16 protein-coding genes and 1 pseudogene are annotated in these 15,239 nt (G+C 72.7%); 8 read left to right on the top strand and 9 right to left on the bottom strand.

Features of this window, described 5'->3' with window-relative positions:
- Positions 1-204 precede the first annotated feature (204 nt).
- From FHS29_RS36670 to FHS29_RS08330, 7 genes and pseudogenes are all read right to left on the bottom strand, one after another.
- Positions 205-453 (bottom strand): annotated as a pseudogene (locus FHS29_RS36670) (hypothetical protein); the annotation flags it as partial.
- Positions 450-3,125: a TNT domain-containing protein gene (locus FHS29_RS36665; protein WP_246440010.1), complete on the bottom strand. Its 2,676-nt coding sequence runs from the start codon at positions 3,123-3,125 to the stop codon at positions 450-452. The gene FHS29_RS36665 and the pseudogene FHS29_RS36670, both read right to left, overlap by 4 nt.
- A 16-nt stretch (positions 3,126-3,141) precedes the next feature.
- Positions 3,142-3,450 carry a WXG100 family type VII secretion target gene (locus tag FHS29_RS08355; RefSeq protein WP_184689751.1) on the bottom strand — a complete coding sequence of 103 codons (309 nt, stop codon included), beginning with the start codon at positions 3,448-3,450 and terminating at the stop codon, positions 3,142-3,144.
- A complete protein-coding gene (locus FHS29_RS08350) occupies positions 3,447-3,905 on the bottom strand; it encodes a YbaB/EbfC family nucleoid-associated protein (protein ID WP_184689749.1) in 459 nt (152 codons plus the stop codon). The genes FHS29_RS08355 and FHS29_RS08350 overlap by 4 nt, the downstream gene beginning before the upstream one ends.
- Positions 3,906-4,112: 207 nt before the next feature.
- Entirely contained in the window at positions 4,113-5,042 is a 930-nt protein-coding gene (locus tag FHS29_RS08345; RefSeq protein WP_184689748.1) for a hydroxymethylglutaryl-CoA lyase, read from the bottom strand.
- Positions 5,029-5,559, bottom strand: a complete 531-nt coding sequence (locus tag FHS29_RS08340) for a PH domain-containing protein (RefSeq protein ID WP_184689746.1) — start codon at positions 5,557-5,559, stop codon at positions 5,029-5,031. The genes FHS29_RS08345 and FHS29_RS08340 overlap by 14 nt, the downstream gene beginning before the upstream one ends.
- A gap of 33 nt (positions 5,560-5,592) precedes the next feature.
- Positions 5,593-6,495, bottom strand: coding sequence for a biotin--[acetyl-CoA-carboxylase] ligase (locus FHS29_RS08330; RefSeq protein WP_312864816.1), 903 nt, complete (start codon positions 6,493-6,495; stop codon positions 5,593-5,595).
- Between the two features lie 197 nt (positions 6,496-6,692).
- Here FHS29_RS08330 and FHS29_RS08325 point away from each other — a divergent pair, with 197 nt between their 5' ends.
- Positions 6,693-8,324, top strand: coding sequence for an acyl-CoA carboxylase subunit beta (locus tag FHS29_RS08325; RefSeq protein ID WP_184689744.1), 1,632 nt, complete (start codon positions 6,693-6,695; stop codon positions 8,322-8,324).
- On the top strand, positions 8,321-8,533 hold the full coding sequence (locus FHS29_RS08320) for an acyl-CoA carboxylase subunit epsilon (RefSeq protein ID WP_184689743.1): 213 nt from the start codon (positions 8,321-8,323) through the stop codon (positions 8,531-8,533). The genes FHS29_RS08325 and FHS29_RS08320 overlap by 4 nt, the downstream gene beginning before the upstream one ends.
- A gap of 145 nt (positions 8,534-8,678) precedes the next feature.
- Here FHS29_RS08320 and FHS29_RS08315 read toward each other — a convergent pair whose 3' ends face one another.
- Complete coding sequence (locus FHS29_RS08315) at positions 8,679-9,017, bottom strand: hypothetical protein (protein ID WP_184689741.1); 339 nt, start codon at positions 9,015-9,017, stop codon at positions 8,679-8,681.
- Positions 9,018-9,190: 173 nt separating this feature from the next.
- Here FHS29_RS08315 and FHS29_RS08310 point away from each other — a divergent pair, with 173 nt between their 5' ends.
- Together FHS29_RS08310 and FHS29_RS08305 are read left to right on the top strand one after the other, a co-directional pair.
- Entirely contained in the window at positions 9,191-9,796 is a 606-nt protein-coding gene (locus FHS29_RS08310) for a Maf family protein (protein ID WP_184689739.1), read from the top strand.
- 173 nt (positions 9,797-9,969) lie between these two features.
- Complete coding sequence (locus tag FHS29_RS08305) at positions 9,970-11,289, top strand: dicarboxylate/amino acid:cation symporter (protein WP_184689738.1); 1,320 nt, start codon at positions 9,970-9,972, stop codon at positions 11,287-11,289.
- Between the two features lie 151 nt (positions 11,290-11,440).
- Here FHS29_RS08305 and FHS29_RS08300 read toward each other — a convergent pair whose 3' ends face one another.
- Positions 11,441-12,112, bottom strand: a complete 672-nt coding sequence (locus FHS29_RS08300; RefSeq protein ID WP_184689736.1) for a hypothetical protein — start codon at positions 12,110-12,112, stop codon at positions 11,441-11,443.
- 114 nt (positions 12,113-12,226) lie between these two features.
- On the opposite strand from FHS29_RS08300, the gene FHS29_RS08295 reads away from it, so the two are divergent.
- Genes FHS29_RS08295 through FHS29_RS08280 form a run of 4 tightly spaced genes read left to right on the top strand, consistent with a single transcriptional unit; the run spans position 12,227 to position 15,233 of the window.
- The gene (locus FHS29_RS08295) at positions 12,227-13,990 is read left to right on the top strand and encodes an acetyl/propionyl/methylcrotonyl-CoA carboxylase subunit alpha (RefSeq protein WP_184689735.1); all 1,764 of its coding nucleotides are present in this window, start codon (positions 12,227-12,229) and stop codon (positions 13,988-13,990) included.
- Between the two features lie 10 nt (positions 13,991-14,000).
- A complete protein-coding gene (locus tag FHS29_RS08290) occupies positions 14,001-14,405 on the top strand; it encodes a DUF1707 SHOCT-like domain-containing protein (RefSeq protein WP_184689733.1) in 405 nt (134 codons plus the stop codon).
- On the top strand, positions 14,402-14,995 hold the full coding sequence (locus FHS29_RS08285; protein WP_184689731.1) for an HAD family hydrolase: 594 nt from the start codon (positions 14,402-14,404) through the stop codon (positions 14,993-14,995). Before FHS29_RS08290 ends, FHS29_RS08285 begins: the two co-directional genes overlap by 4 nt.
- Entirely contained in the window at positions 14,988-15,233 is a 246-nt protein-coding gene (locus FHS29_RS08280) for a hypothetical protein (protein WP_184689730.1), read from the top strand. The genes FHS29_RS08285 and FHS29_RS08280 overlap by 8 nt, the downstream gene beginning before the upstream one ends.
- Positions 15,234-15,239 lie beyond the last annotated feature (6 nt).

The following is a 15,239-nucleotide window of genomic DNA, read 5'->3' as shown; positions in this document are numbered from 1 at the left end:
GGGCCTTCCGGTCGGCCCGGTGTCCGTTGTGGACACCGTGTTCGCGGTCGGGGCAGTCGCAGTGGGGGCGGTTGCAGTCGGGGCCGACACGGTCGTAGCCGGGGCAGAAACGGTCGGGGCGGACACGGCGGTCATGGCGGGCTGCCCGGTTTCGGCGGGTTGCCCGTCGGCGGCGGGGCGGTCGAACTCGTCGGCGGCGGGCCGGGGCAGCAGGCCGACCGCACCGCGCACCACCTGCGCCCACACCAACCGGCCGAACAGGTAGTGGCAGGCCACGTCCTCGCTGCTGAACCGGGCCCAGTCGTACCGGTTGCCCTGCTCCCGCCAGAACACCTCGAAACCCTCGCCGTCGGCGACCAGGCACCAGGCGTTGTCCGCCTCCGCCCCGACCGACACCACCTCGGCGGGCACCCCGACGGCCAGCAGCCAGCCCTGGATCGACTCGGCGTTCATCGGACCTCCTCCAGGTACCCCAACGCGACCAGTTCGGCGACCGGGTAGGTGGTCCGGTACCGGACCCCGCCACCGGCCTGCCCGAACCACTCGGCGGACAACGTGAACCAGACCGGCAGCGCACGGGCCACCCGGTAGCGGTAGTACCCCGCGTCCAGCGCGGCGGGCGGCAACGATCGCGCGGTGAACGGCGTGCCGGCCTCCGACAACACCCGACCTTCGGGACTGCCGAACCGGTCCAACTCCACCCCTACCGCGAGCACCCCGGGCTGCCCCTGCTCGTACCCGCCCTCCGGGAACAACTCGGCGGGCGGCCACGCGTACTCCGGCGGGTCGGACCGGACCAGGAACCGCCGGTCCCAGTCCCGTTCGTGCATCCCCGCCTGCGGGTCGTAGCCGTCGGTCAGCGCCGGATCGGGCTCCTGCGCGGAACCGTGCCGCAACCTCGGCCGGTCCTGCGCGGAGGCGTCCACCAGGTGCCCGTCGGGATGCCCTTGCGGCTCGAACCTGAGTCCCGGCGCGAAGTCCTGCTCCTCGGGCGGGGCGGGGAGTTGGCGGGAAGGGGCGGACTGGGCCGGCGGCAGGAAGCCGCCGGGGAACATGTGGAGGAAGAACAGCGCGGTGGCGTCGTCCGCCGGTCGGGCTTCCCGCGCGGCACGCTGCGGCGCGGCGACGATCTCGGTCGGCACGACCGCCGACCCCTGCCCGGTTCCGATGACCCCGGACATCGATCCGAACGCCCCACCGGCCACGGAGAAGCCCTGCCCGGGAACGAACCGGTCCGGCACGGAACCGGGCGGGAAGCCCTGGCCGGGTCCGCCGCGCACCACCGTGTCACGGCCACCGGTCGCCGGCGGCAGGACCGCGAAGCCCAACGCCGCGTCCTCCCGTGCCTTGGCCGACGCCTCCGCGCGAGCGGAGTCCTTTGTGGACTGGGGCGTGTCCTTCGCTTGGCCCTGACCGGCGTCCTTGGCCTGCCCGCTCTGACCCGCGTCCTTGCCCTGGCCGCCCTGGTTGCCTTGTCCCGCTTGGGTTCCCTGGCCGGACTGGCCGCCGGGCGACTGACCCGGCTCCTTCGTCGACGGCGGGCCGGCCTGCGCGCCGGTCTGCGCACCGCGCTGGTCCGCCCGCTGCCCGGCCTGCTGACCCTGTTGCCCCGCCTGGCCCTGTTGCCCCGCCTGACCTTGCTGAGCCGCCTGGCCCTGCTGTCCTGCCTGCCCTTGGACCCCCGCGACCTGCGACTGCACCGCCGGAGCACCGGCCGCGACCGCGCCACCGACCGGACCCGCCCCACCGACCGGCCCGGAAGACGCACCACCAGGCCCGCCGAAACCGGGCGCCTGCGGAGCGTTCGCACCCGGTGCGGGAGCGGTGGGCTGCTGCGCGGCCGGCGCGTGGGTGTCCACCGGCAGCACCGGGCGGTCCAGGACGGCTGCGGCCGAGGACGTCACCGTGTCCGCGCTCCGACCGACCGTTTCCACGACCGGGCCGACGTCGACCGCGCCGCCGCCCGTCACCGGGGCGACCACCTGGTTGACCAGGTGGTCCAGGCCGGGGGCGTGGCCGCGGCCGGGACCGTTGCCGGGGTTGCCGCCAGAGCCGTTGCCAGAGCCGTTGCCAGGACCGTGGTCGGAGCCGTGGTGGGAACCGTGATCCGGGCCGTTGTCCCGTCCGGGTGCGACGTTCTCCACCGCTCCGTGCACCACGTCCGCAGCGCCCTGCACGGTCCGGTCGACGGCGTCCACGGTGCCCCGCACGGTCCGGTCGACCGTTTCGACCGCGCCGTGCACCACGTCTCCGGTCGTGTCGAGCACCGGGTCGACGATCGCGCCGACAGTGTCCGTGACACCACCGATCAGGCCGCCACCCTGTTGTCCCCCACCGAGCACGGCACCCAGCAGGCCGCCGCTCTGGCCACCACCTTGGCCGCTTCCTTGACCACCGGGAACGCCGGGCTGGCCGCCCTGACCGCCCTGCTGTCCCTGGCCGTCCTGCTGTCCGCCGCCGAGCAGGTCGCCGAGCAGGCCACCACCCTGCTGACCGCCACCGGTCAGGTTGCCCGGCAAGCCACCCTGGCCGCGGTCCTGGGCCGGGGCATCCCCCGGCGCGTACCCGTCGGGACCGTGGACGCCCGGGTTCGCGTTGACCGGGTTCCGGCCCACGCCGATCAGCACGCCCGTGTCGAGCCGGATCGCGTCGGCCAGCGTGTTGGTCAGGTGGCTGACGTTGGCGGCCGTGCCGCGCAACACCGTGTCGAGACCGAGCAGCGCGGTCGGGTGGCCGGCGGCGGCGGCCTGGTTGGCGGCGTCGCTGTTCTTGGCCAGGTTGACCAGTTCCCGCACGATCTCGACCTTCGCCGCGCCCACCTGCTGGGCGGCGTGGTCGAGCCGGTCGGCGGCGGCGGTGCAGCCCCGGACGGTCTGGTCCAGCCGGCCGTCGGGGGCGGTGAAGCTGTTCCAGTGCCGGCGGGCCGCGTCGCCCGCCTCGCCGGTCATCGCGGTCAGCGCCTTGCCCGCGGAGCCGTCGGACTCGCCGGCGAGGGTGCGGAGCCCGGTGCCCGCCTCCCGCCAGGCGGCGGCCGACGAGCGCAGCGCGTCCTCGTCGGCTTTCGGCCAGGCGACCCCGGCTCTGGCGGCGACCTCGGCGAGTTCGGCCGGCAGCTCGATCCCCATGTCGGTGCCCCCTGTGTCAGACCGCGCCGAGCGCGGTGCTGTTGCCGTCGTCGACCTCGCGGTAGGTGCGCGCGGTCTCGGCGAACCGCTCGCCGACGCCGCCGAGCGCGGGCCCGAGGTCACCGAGCCCGGTCAGCGCGTCGGCCGACGGCCGCACGTGCGACGAGGCGAAGCTCTGCCCGATGGCGTCGTCGCCCCAGCAGGCGCCGAACGAGTCGAGCGCCCCGCCCAGGTCGCCGAAGATCCTGCCGGCCCGTTCGGCGAACGCGGTGAAGTCGGCCGCGCCGGCGCCGAGCTTCGCGAGGTCGGTCTCGAACCCGGTCATCCCGATCCCCTCGGCGTCTCCACGTTGAGCCAGTCGCGCTGGTCGAAGTCCTCGTCGTCATCGACGGCCCGTGGCCGCTCCGGTGGCGGCGGCGGCGCGATCTCCTCGGGCCGCAGGTCCGCCGTGCCGCGCAGCAGGGCCTCCGGGTCGGTGCCGGCCGGCAGCACCGGACCCAACGCGCGGTACGTCCGCTCGGCCCCCGCGGCGACGGCCTCCTGGGTGGTCCGCAGGATCAACCGGGCCAGCTGTGCCGGCCGCAACCGGTAGGCGGCGTCGGTCAGCTCCAGGTCGGTCAACGTGCCCTGCGCCCCGACCGTCGCGGTCACCGAGCCGTCGGGGCTGGACGCCGACGCGCTGATCCCGGCCAGGTCACGCTGCACGGACGCGAGCTGGTCACGGCTGCGCCGGTAGTCGGCCAGCAGCTCGTCAACCTGGGCGCGGTGATCGGTCGTCACGGCCACCTCCGGTCTACACCGTCGCCGGGCATGGTCGTCGGTCGCGCGTTGGACGTTGCGGCGCGCACCCCGGTTCCCGCCCGCCCGGGGGATTTCCCGGGACACCCGACGACACATCTGCGGGCCGACCATCGGCAGGTTGCCACATCTGGAAAGCGATCATCCGGCGGCAGACGGTTCGCGAAGGAACCGTCCTGCCCGTGACCTTCAGCCCCGCAGCGCCCGCACCACCCGCGACGGGCTGGGGCGGCCCAGCTGCTCGGCCATCCACGCGCTGGCGTCGCACAGCTTGTCCAGGTCCACGCCGTGCTCGATGCCCAGACCGTCCAGCATCCACACCAGGTCCTCGGTCGCGAGGTTCCCGGTGGCGGACTCGGCGTAGGGGCAGCCACCCAGGCCACCGGCCGACGAGTCGACGGTCCGCACGCCGGCCCGCAGAGCCGCGTAGGTGTTGGCCAGCGCCTGCCCGTAGGTGTCGTGGAAGTGCACCGCCAGTCGGTCCACCCGGTCGAAGCCGCCGATCAGCGCGGTCACCTGGCCGGGGGTCGCGACGCCGATCGTGTCGCCCAGCGAGAGCTGGTCGCAGCCCAGGTCCAGCAGCTTCTTGCCGACCCCGACCACCTGCTCGCGGGCCACCGGCCCTTCCCACGGGTCGCCGAAGCACATCGACACGTAACCGCGCACCCGCAGCCCCTCGGCCTTCGCGCGCGTCACCACCGGGTCGAACATGGCGAACTGCTCGTCCAGCGACGAGTTCAGGTTCTTCCGCGCGAACGTCTCGGTCGCGCTGGCGAAGATCGCGATGTGCTCGACGCCCGCCTTCAACGCCCGGTCCAGGCCGCGTTCGTTGGGCACCAGCACCGGGTACGCGACACCGGCGCGCCGGTCCAGGCCGGCCAGCAGCTCCTCGGCGTCGGCCAGCTGCGGCACCCACCCGGGGTGCACGAAGCTGGTCGCCTCCAGGATCCTGCCTCCCGCGTCGGCGAGCCGGTCCAGGAATTCCAGCTTCACGCCGACCGGGACGATCGAGTCCTCGTTCTGCAAGCCGTCGCGCGGACCGACCTCCCAGATGGTGACGCTCTCCGGGAGCCCCTCGCCGACGACCCGGTCCGGCAGTCCGACCTCACGCGCGCCCATCGCTGACCCTGTCCTCCGGCTGGAAGTCGTCTTCGGGGTTGTCGTTGATCTCCCGGTACAGCATGGAGTGCACCCGCTCCACGCCCGGGATGTCGTCGAACTCCAGCGGCTCGTCGGACGCCGACTCGATGATCAGCGTGCCGCAGCCCAGGACCCGGTCCAGCAGGCTGTGCTCGAAGCGCACGCTGTTGATGCGGGTGAGCGGGATGTCCAGGCCGGTGCGCTTGAGCACGCCCTCCCGGTACATCACGCGGTCGCTGGTGACGATGAAGTGGGTGGTGCGCCAGCGGATCACCGGGGCCAACGCCAGCCACGCCACCAGGACCGACCCCACCACGGCGATGGAGATCCAGGCGACCGACGCCCAGGACAGGTCGGACACCAGCGCGGCCAGGTAAGCGCCGCCACCGACGACGAGGAGGAACGCCGACACCGGCAGGAGCAGCATCTTCCAGTGCGGGTGCTTGTGGATCACGACGTGCTCGCTGGGGCTGAGCAGGTCGTCCGGGTAGGCCACGACGGTCCTTTCGCCAGGCGCGGGTGCCGGCCCTCACCGTACCCGGAGGTGCACCACGTCCCCGGCGGAAACCGTGTGGCTCACCCCCGCTTCGTCGCGCACGACGAGCGTGCCGTCGACCTCCACCGAAAGCGCGGTGCCGGACAGTTGGCTGCCGGACGGTCGGGCTCCTGACGATCGGCTTCCTGCCAGTTGACCACCGGACGATCGACCACCGGACGAGTGGCTGCCGGACGAGTGGCTGCCGGACGAGTGGCTGCCGGACGAGTGGCTGCCGGACAGTTCGACGCGGACCGATCGGCCGAGGGTGCCGCAGTGCGCGCGGTACTCGTCCAGCAGGCCGGTGCTCCCCGGGTCGCCCCCGGCGGCACGCCAGTCCTGTTCGAGGGCGGCCAGTTCGTCCAGCAGCGTGCCGGCGACTTCCGCGCGGTCCAGGGGTTCGGCGGCGTGCTCCTGCAGGCTGGTCGGCCGCAGCCCGCCCGCGCCCGGCTCGACGTCCGGGGGCAGCTCGGCGACGTTCAGGCCGATGCCGACGATCACGCCGTGGTCCGGGGTGATCTCGGCCAGCACACCGGCCGCCTTCCGACCGGCTACCAGCAGATCGTTGGGCCACTTCAGCTCGGCCTTGACGCCGACCGACGCCGCGGTGCGGACCAGCGCGACCCCGGCCAGCAGCGTCAGCCACGGCAACCGGTGGGCGGGCACCCCGTCCGGGCGGAACAGGGCGCTGAGGTAGAGGCCACCATCGGGCGACTTCCAGCTGCGCCCACGCCGGCCCTGGCCGGCGGTCTGCTCCTCGGCGACGAGGACGGTGCGGTCCTGCGTCGCGCCCCGCAGGTCCGCGTTGGTCGAACCGGTGGAGGCGACCACGTCGAGCTTGGCGTAGCGCCCGGCGAGCCGGGCGCGGAGGGCGGCGACATCCAGAGGCGTGCTCACGGGGGAAGAGTAGGAGCGACCCGCCCCACGCGCTTCGTCGGAGCGGTGTGGAGGTGGGACGAGCCGCTGGTGACCAAGCCTGCAACCTCCACCGCGCTGGAGGTCAAGAGAGCGGTCCCGGCGCGCCGCCGGGTGACACCGTGAGGTGGGCTACTCCCGGGTCACCTGGTGTGAAGGGCTGGTTAAGCTGCCCGGCCATGAGCAGTGCGACCGCCCCCATCGGCGAGGAGCCGGACGTCCACACCACGGCCGGGAAGCTGGCCGACCTGTACCGCCGCGACGACGAGGCCGTGCACGCCGGGTCCGCGCGGATGGTGGAGAAGCAGCACGCCAAGGGCAAGAAGACCGCCCGCGAGCGGATCGACCTGCTGCTCGACCCCGGCTCGTTCGTGGAGCTGGACGAGCTGGCGCGGCACCGCTCGACGAACTTCGGGCAGGACCGGAACCGCCCCTACGGCGACGGCGTGGTGACCGGCTACGGCACCGTCGACGGCCGCCCGGTGTGCGTGTTCAGCCAGGACGTCACGGTCTTCGGCGGCTCGCTCGGCGAGGTGTACGGCGAGAAGATCGTCAAGGTCATGGACCTGGCGATCAAGACCGGCCGGCCGATCGTCGGCATCAACGAGGGCGGCGGCGCGCGCATCCAGGAGGGCGTCGTCTCGCTCGGCCTGTACGGCGAGATCTTCCGCCGCAACGTGGCCGCGTCCGGCGTCGTCCCGCAGATCTCGCTGATCATGGGCGCGAACGCGGGCGGCCACGTCTACTCGCCCGCGCTGACCGACTTCGTGGTGATGGTCGACCGGACGTCCCACATGTTCATCACCGGCCCGGACGTGATCAAGACCGTCACCGGCGAGGACGTGGGCTTCGAGGAGCTGGGCGGCGGGCGCACGCACAACACCAAGTCCGGCAACGCGCACTACCTGGCGGGCGACGAGGAGGACGCCGTCGCCTACGTGAAGGAACTGCTGTCCTTCCTGCCCGCGAACAACATGTCCGAGCCGCCGGTGTTCGACGCGCCGGACGACGTGGTGACCGGCTCGATCGAGGACTCGGTCAGCGCCGAAGATCGCGAGCTGGACACTTTGATCCCGGACTCGGCGAACCAGCCCTACGACATGCACGAGGTCATCACCCGCGTGCTGGACGACGGCGAGTTCCTGGAGGTCCAGCCGCTGTTCGCGCCCAACATCCTGGTCGGCTTCGGGCGGGTGGACGGCCACTCGGTGGGCATCGTGGCCAACCAGCCGACCCAGTTCGCGGGCTGCCTGGACATCGACGCGTCCGAGAAGGCCGCGCGGTTCGTGCGGACCTGCGACGCGTTCAACATCCCGGTGCTGACGTTCGTCGACGTGCCGGGCTTCCTGCCGGGCACCGACCAGGAGTGGAACGGCATCATCCGGCGCGGCGCGAAGCTGATCTACGCCTACGCCGAGGCCACCGTCCCGCTGGTCACCGTGATCACCCGGAAGGCGTACGGCGGCGCGTACGACGTGATGGGCTCGAAGCACCTGGGCGCGGACATCAACCTGGCGTGGCCGACGGCGCAGATCGCGGTCATGGGCGCGCAGGGCGCGGCGAACATCGTGCACCGCAAGACGCTGGCGAACGCCGCGAACGAGGGCCAGGACGTCGACGCGCTGCGGGCGCGGTTGCAGCAGGAGTACGAAGACGCCCTCTGCAACCCTTACGTGGCAGCGGAACGCGGCTATGTCGACTCTGTGATCCCACCCTCCTACACGCGGTCGTACGTCGCGCGGGCGCTGTCGATGCTCCGCGACAAGCGCGAGGTGCTGCCGCCCAAGAAGCACGGGAACATCCCGCTATGACCACGCCCCCTTACCTGCGGGTCGTCCGGGGCAACCCGGACGACGTCGAACTGGCCGCCCTGACGGCGGTGGTGGCCGCCCTCGCCTCCGCCGGAGGCTCCACCGAGACCCGTTCGCGGCCCTCGGCCTGGGCCGACCGCTCGCGACTGGTCCGCAACGCCCTGCCCCACGGGCCGGGCGCCTGGCGGTCGTCCGCCCTTCCCCACTGACCTCGCCCACCGACCTCGCCACTGGGACGACGAACCGACCGAGGCGACAGCACGCCGAGGCGACACGCGGAACGCCCGGCCGGGACCTCTCCGGAGCGGGCGTTTCGTCATGGAGAGCGCCGCAGGCAAGTACCGGACGACGGGTTCAGCAGTCGACGCGGCGGCTGCTCACCTGCACACCGTCGCCCAGCACCACGACCTCGCGGCAGCGGACGCCCTCGGGCAGGTGGAAGCGCAGGCGCATCCAGACGTTGCCGCCCGGCGCGTGCCGGCGGGTGGCCACCACCTCGACGCCGTCCACCGCCACCGCCGACGGCACGCGGGACGGGTCGCCCTCGGAGCGGACGGCCGCCGCCACCGCGTCCACCACGCGGTGCTCGACCCGGTCGGAGCCGCTCGCGAACGGCCAGAAGGGGACTCCGTAGCCGACCGGATCGGTGGACACCACCCGCGCCGCCACCGCCAGCAAGAGGGCGACGGGCACGAGCAACCACCACCGGCGCCGACCACGAGCCCGGTCGGTCCGGCGGACCACCAGAGCCCAGCGCTGCACACCCCCGAGGTTGCCCAAGGTCGTCCGCGCGCGCATCGGTAGATCTACGCAGCCACCCGACCGGGTGCGGAGAACCGCACCCGGCACGCGGTTAGGGTGCCGTCGTGCGATTCGTGCTTGCTTCCGCCTCCCCCGCCCGCCTTACCGTCCTGCGCAACGCCGGAGTGGAGCCCGTGGTCCGGGTCTCCGGCGTGGACGAGGACGCGGTGGCCGCCTCGCTGGACAACCCCGAGCCCGCCGGGCTCGTCACCGCGCTGGCCGTCGCCAAGGCGGAAGCCGTCGCGGCCGACGAACGGGACGCCGTGGTGGTCGGCTGCGACTCGATGCTGCTCACGCCCGACGGCCGGGTCCAGGGCAAGCCGGGCACCGTCGAGGTCGCCCGGGAGCGCTGGGGCGGGATGGCCGGCTCCACCGGCACGCTGCTCACCGGACACGCGGTGCTCAGGATCGTCGGTGGGCGGATCGTCGACCGGGCAGCGGACCACCAGGCGACGGTGGTGCGGTTCGGCAAGCCCACCGAGGACGAGTTGGAGGCGTACCTGGCCTCCGGCGAACCGCTCGGCGTCGCGGGCGCGTTCACCCTGGACGGCCGGGGCGGGTGGTTCGTGGACGGGATCGACGGAGACCCGTCCAGCGTGATCGGCATCAGCCTGCCGCTCACCCGCGGGCTGCTCAGCCGGATCGGCGTCCGGGTGTCCGACATCTGGTAGCCGTTGTCACACTTCCGCTGATCCGGGAAGCTCCCCCGGGTAGAAGGCGTTGGGGGAGCCGATGGACGAATTGCTGACGCGCCGCCGTCACATCGACTTCGGGCGCAGGACGAACACCGGCTGTCACGGCTGACCGCCGTCCCAGTCGACCCTGCGCACACCCCGGAGCCGAAATGTCGTTCGTCCGCACGTACACCAAGCCGAAGGTCTTCGGCATCACCGTGCTCGCCGCCCTGGTGCTGGGCGCGCTCGCCGGCTACCTCGCCAAGTCCGCCGGGCTCGGCCGGCTGACCACCACCCTGGAGAAGGTCGGCGACGTCTTCACCAGCCTGCTCCAGTTCACCGTCATCCCCCTGGTCTTCACCGCGATCGTCGTCGGCATCACCAGCCTGCGCAGGCTGGGCAGCTCCCGCGCCGCCCGGCTCGGCGGCAAGACGCTGCTGTGGTTCGCCGTCACGTCGCTGATCGCGGTGCTGGTCGGCCTCGCGATCGCGCTGGTCTTCAAGCCCGGCACCGGGGTCCAGGTGGCGCCGACGGAGTCCGCGCTCAAGCGCCTGGCCAGTCGGGAAGGCGGCTCGTGGAGCACGCTGCTGGACACCCTCGTGCCGTCCAACCTGTTCTCCGCGTTCACCGAGGGCAAGGTGCTCCAGGTCGTCTTCATCGCGATCCTGGTCGGCTTCGCCGCCTACGCGCTCGGTGAGAAGGCCGCGCCGTTCGTCGACCTCACCCGCTCGGCGTTCGACCTGGTGCAGAAGATCGTCGGTTGGATCATCCTGCTCGCCCCGCTCGGCGTGTTCGGCCTCATCGGCACCGCGTTCGCCACCTACGGCAACTCGTTCGTCCGCCCGCTGTTCAGCCTGATCGCCGCCGTGTACGGCGGCACGCTGATCGTGCTGTTCGTGGTCTACCCGATCCTGCTGCGGTTCGTCGGCAAGGTCAGCCCCTTGACGTTCTTCGGCAAGGCGTGGACGGCCATCCAGTTCGCGTTCGTGTCCCGCTCCTCCGGCGCGACGCTGCCGCTGAGCCGCCAGACCGCCGCGAACCTCGGGGTGGACAACGACTACGCCTCGTTCGCCGTGCCGCTGGGCACCACCACGAAGATGGACGGATGCGCGGCCGTGTACCCGGCGATCGCCACGGTGTTCATCGCCAACCTCTTCGGCATCCAACTCGGCGTCTGGCAGTACGTGGCGATCGTCGCGGTGGCCGTGTTCGGCGCGCTCGCCACGGCCGGCACCACCGGCTGGTTCACCATGCTGACCCTGACCCTGGGCGCGGTGAACCTCCCGCCCGAGGTCATCGCGACCGGCGTGGCCGTGGTCTACGCGATCGACCCGATCCTCGACATGGTCCGCACCGCCACCAACGTGGCCGGCCAGATCACCGTGCCGGTCCTGGTCGCCCGCTCCGAGGGCCTGCTGGACGACGAGATCCTCAACGCCCCCAGCGAGCCGCCCCTGCTCAGCGCCCCGCGCGAGGCCGTGCCCGCCTGACCCCTCGATCCCGACCCGCCGACGGCCGCCAAGCCTCCTCCGAGGCTTGGCGGCCTGATCATCCGCGGCGAGACGAGCCGGATCATCTGCGGGAAGACGATCGGCAGGCAGATCGGGGCAACCGTCGAGACGCGGACGATCGGCAGCGAGATCATCTCCCGCACGAGCGGAGCTGGCCGGCACCGGGCGAAACGTCGGGCCAGCCGGGTAGCTGGTCCTGGTGGTTGACGACGGCCGTGCACCCCAGTTCCGTCTTGGTCCCCACCAGCGAGAACACCTGAGCGAAGCGGCGTGGGCAGTCGACCCCGGACGCACACGCCCGCTGCACGGCCACCACGTCGGCCACGGCGTCGGCGTTCACGTCGTGCAGGCCCAGGTAAGCCCCGCTCGACACGTAAGGCAGCTGCGCCCGCGACCACGCGTTCGCCCGGCGCACCAGCACCTCGCCCCACACCTCGTTGCCGACCGCCCCGCGCACCAGGCACACCGCCACCTCGGCGTCCACGCACTCCAGCGACCGGTCGGTGATGGCGGCGCCCGACGAGGCGATGGTCAGCTCGAAGATGTAGCGCCCGGACGCCCCGTTGATCCGGATCCGGCCCGAGCCCTGGCCGACCAGCAGCTCCACCGCGTCCTTCCCCACGTCCTGCTTCACCACCGGCTGGCACGCCGTGGCGCCGCAGCGCAGCTCGTCCGGTGGCGGTTCGACGCTCTGGGGCGCCGGCGCGGGGGGCCGCAGCGACCAGGCGAAGGCCATGCCCGCGACGGTGACGAGGACAGCAGCGCACGCGGTGAGCAGCGCGGCTACCTGCGGGCGTGTCACGATTCCCGATTGTTCCACCCGCACGTGAGCTGTCTCTCCGTTACGACGTACTGACGGGTCACTAAACTTCCCGACCATTGCCACCCGTACCGCGTTGCCAGGAGGTAGGACGTCGTGTCGCTGCGCAAGGTCCTCGTCGCCAACCGCGGTGAGATCGCCGTCCGGGTCATCCGAGCCTGCCGGGACGCCGGTCTGGCCAGCGTCGCCGTCTACGCGGACCCGGACCGCGACGCGCCGTTCGTCCGCCTCGCCGACGAGGCGTTCGCCCTGGGCGGCAGCACGCCCGGCGACAGCTACCTCTCGGTCGACAAGCTGCTCGACGCCGCCAAGCGCGCCGGCGCGGACGCGGTGCACCCCGGCTACGGGTTCCTGTCCGAGAACGCCGACTTCGCGCAGGCCGTCATCGACGCGGGCCTGACCTGGGTCGGACCGACCCCGCAGGCCATCCGCGACCTGGGCGACAAGGTGACCGCCCGGCACATCGCGATGCGCGCGGGCGCGCCGCTGGTGCCCGGCACGAAGGACCCGGTGGCCGGGCCGGACGAGGTGGTGGCGTTCGCGCGGGAGCACGGTCTCCCGGTGGCCATCAAGGCGGCCTTCGGCGGCGGCGGGCGCGGCCTGAAGGTGGCCCGCACGCTGGAGGAGATCCCCGAGCTGTTCGACAGCGCGGTGCGCGAGGCGGTCACCGCCTTCGGGCGCGGCGAGTGCTTCGTCGAGCGCTACCTGGACAAGCCGCGGCACGTCGAGGCGCAGGTGCTGGCCGACCGGCACGGCAACGTGGTCGTGGTCGGCACCCGGGACTGCTCGCTCCAGCGCCGGCACCAGAAGCTGGTGGAGGAGGCGCCCGCGCCGTTCCTCACCGACGAGCAGCGCGCCGCCATCCACACCTCCGCGCGGGCGATCTGCAAGGAGGCCGGCTACCACGGCGCGGGCACCGTCGAGTACCTGGTCGCGCTGGACGGCACCATCTCGTTCCTGGAGGTCAACACCCGGCTCCAGGTCGAGCACCCGGTCAGCGAGGAGACCGCCGGCATCGACCTGGTGCGCGAGCAGTTCCGCATCGCGGCCGGCGAGCGGTTGCGGTTCACCGAGGACCCGACCCCGCGCGGTCACTCGATCGAGTTCCGCATCAACGGCGAGGACGCGGGCCGCAACTTCCTGCCCGCGCCCGGCACCGTGACGACGTTCGTCGCGCCGTCCGGTCCGGGTGTCCGGGTGGACGCGGGCGTGGAGAGCGGCACCGTCATCGGCGGGCAGTTCGACTCGCTGCTGGCCAAGCTGATCGTCACCGGCGAGGACCGCGCGCAGGCCCTGGAACGGGCGCGGCGGGCGCTGGACGAGATGGTCGTGGAGGGCATGGCGACCGTGCTGCCGTTCCACCGGCTGGTCGTGCGCGACCCGGCCTACGTGGGCACGGACGAGGGCTTCACCGTGCACACCCGGTGGATCGAGACCGAGTTCGACAACACCGTCCCACCGTTCACCGACGGCGCGCAGGTCGAGGAGGACGAGCCGCGGCAGACCCTGGTGGTCGAGGTCGGCGGCCGGCGGCTGGAGGTGTCGCTGCCCGGCGACCTGGCGGTGGGGGCGGCGTCGGTGAAGGCGGGCGCGAAGGCCAAGCCGCGCAAGCGCGGCGGCGGCCGGAGCGGCGCGGCGGTGTCCGGTGACGCGGTGGCGGCGCCGATGCAGGGCACCATCGTCAAGGTCGCGGTGGAGGACGGGCAGCAGGTCGAGGCGGGCGAGCTGATCGTCGTGCTGGAGGCCATGAAGATGGAGAACCCGGTGATCGCGCACAAGGCGGGCACGGTGACCGGTCTCGCCGCCGAACCCGGCGCGACGGTCACCCAGGGCACCGTCCTGTGCGAGCTGAAGGCATAGGCTCACCCGCGTGGGCGAACGGGACATCCGGATCGGGGACGCGGAGCGCGAGCAGGCGCTGCGACTGCTCGGCGAGCACCTCGGCGAGGGCCGGCTGGACGTCGACGAGTACGGCGACCGCTCGGCCCGGGTCACCGCGGCGAAGACCCGCGGCGAGCTGCTGGCGCTGTTCGGCGACCTGCCCGCACCGCACCCGCGATTCGCGCAGGCCGTCCCGCTGCCGTCGGTGCAGCCGTCGGTGCAGCCGCCGGTCCGGCGCGGCTTCCGGCTGGACCCGAGGCTGGCCGCCGCCATCGTGCCGGCGGTCGGCGTCCTCTGCGTGGTGCTGTTCGTCTTCGGGCTCCGCAACCCGTTCGTCTTCGTGCTGATACCGGTGGTGGCGATGCTCGTCGGACGGATGGGCAACCGGCGTTGACCCTGCTCCTGCTCGACCTGGACGGCGTGCTGCGCCGGTTCGGCCCGGACACCGCGATCGAGGACCGCTTCGGGCTGCCGCACGGCACGCTCGCCTCGGTGGCGTTCTCGCTCGCGGGCCCGGCCCTGGTCGGCGAGGTCACCGACGAAGAGTGGCGAACGGCGCTGGGCGCCCGACTTTCGGATGAATTCGGACCCGATCGGGCGAAAAACGCGGTGACTGCCTGGAGTCGGGTCGGCGAGGTCGTCCCCGAGGCGTTGGCGCTGGTCAGAAAGGTCCGATCACACCATCGGGTGGCTTTGTTCAGCAACGCGACCACCCGCCTGCCCGAGGACCTGCGCAGGCTCGGGCTCGACCGCGAGGTGGACGACGTGGTGACGTCGGCGCTGATCGGGGCGGCCAAGCCGACGCCCGAGGCGTTCCGGCGGGCGCTGGGGCAGCTCCGGGTGTCCGCCGACGAGACCGTGTTCTGCGACGACAACGCCGAGAACGCCGCCGGAGCGGTGGCCGTGGGCATCGACGGGGTGCACGTGCCGGACGTCGCCGCGCTGCGCGCGGCCCTGGCCGACCGCGGACTGCTCGATGGCTGACTTCCTGCTGCTCGTGCTGCACGACCGCGACGAGGCCGCCGGGCTGGCCCGCGAACTCGCCGGTCGGGGCTGGACGCCGTGCGCCGTGCACAAGGACCTGCTGGCGGGCGAGGACGACGCCGAGGACGCGGACTGGGTGGTCGAGCTGACCACCGCGCCCGACGGCACGCCCGCGCACGCCCACCGCGCCGAGCTGGAAGCGCTGGTGGAGCCCTATGACGGGTTCGTCGGCGACTAGGGTCGC

It is taken from the genome of Saccharothrix tamanrassetensis (assembly GCF_014203665.1).
Classification (GTDB): domain Bacteria; phylum Actinomycetota; class Actinomycetes; order Mycobacteriales; family Pseudonocardiaceae; genus Actinosynnema; species Actinosynnema tamanrassetense.
Note: the sequence above shows the minus strand (reverse complement) of the source record. Positions and strands in the feature narration are given on the sequence as shown.

What these genes read in the sequence shown, in the direction of transcription:
- FHS29_RS08345 (WP_184689748.1), bottom strand. Translation starts at nt 5,042, where the DNA reads ATGGGCGCGCGTGAGGTCGGACTGCCGGACCGGGTCGTCGGCGAGGGG.
- FHS29_RS08355 (WP_184689751.1), bottom strand. Translation starts at nt 3,450, where the DNA reads ATGACCGGGTTCGAGACCGACCTCGCGAAGCTCGGCGCCGGCGCGGCC.
- FHS29_RS08280 (WP_184689730.1), top strand. Translation starts at nt 14,988, where the DNA reads ATGGCTGACTTCCTGCTGCTCGTGCTGCACGACCGCGACGAGGCCGCC.
- FHS29_RS08305 (WP_184689738.1), top strand. Translation starts at nt 9,970, where the DNA reads ATGTCGTTCGTCCGCACGTACACCAAGCCGAAGGTCTTCGGCATCACC.
- FHS29_RS08320 (WP_184689743.1), top strand. Translation starts at nt 8,321, where the DNA reads ATGACCACGCCCCCTTACCTGCGGGTCGTCCGGGGCAACCCGGACGAC.
- FHS29_RS08325 (WP_184689744.1), top strand. Translation starts at nt 6,693, where the DNA reads ATGAGCAGTGCGACCGCCCCCATCGGCGAGGAGCCGGACGTCCACACC.
- FHS29_RS36665 (WP_246440010.1), bottom strand. Translation starts at nt 3,125, where the DNA reads ATGGGGATCGAGCTGCCGGCCGAACTCGCCGAGGTCGCCGCCAGAGCC.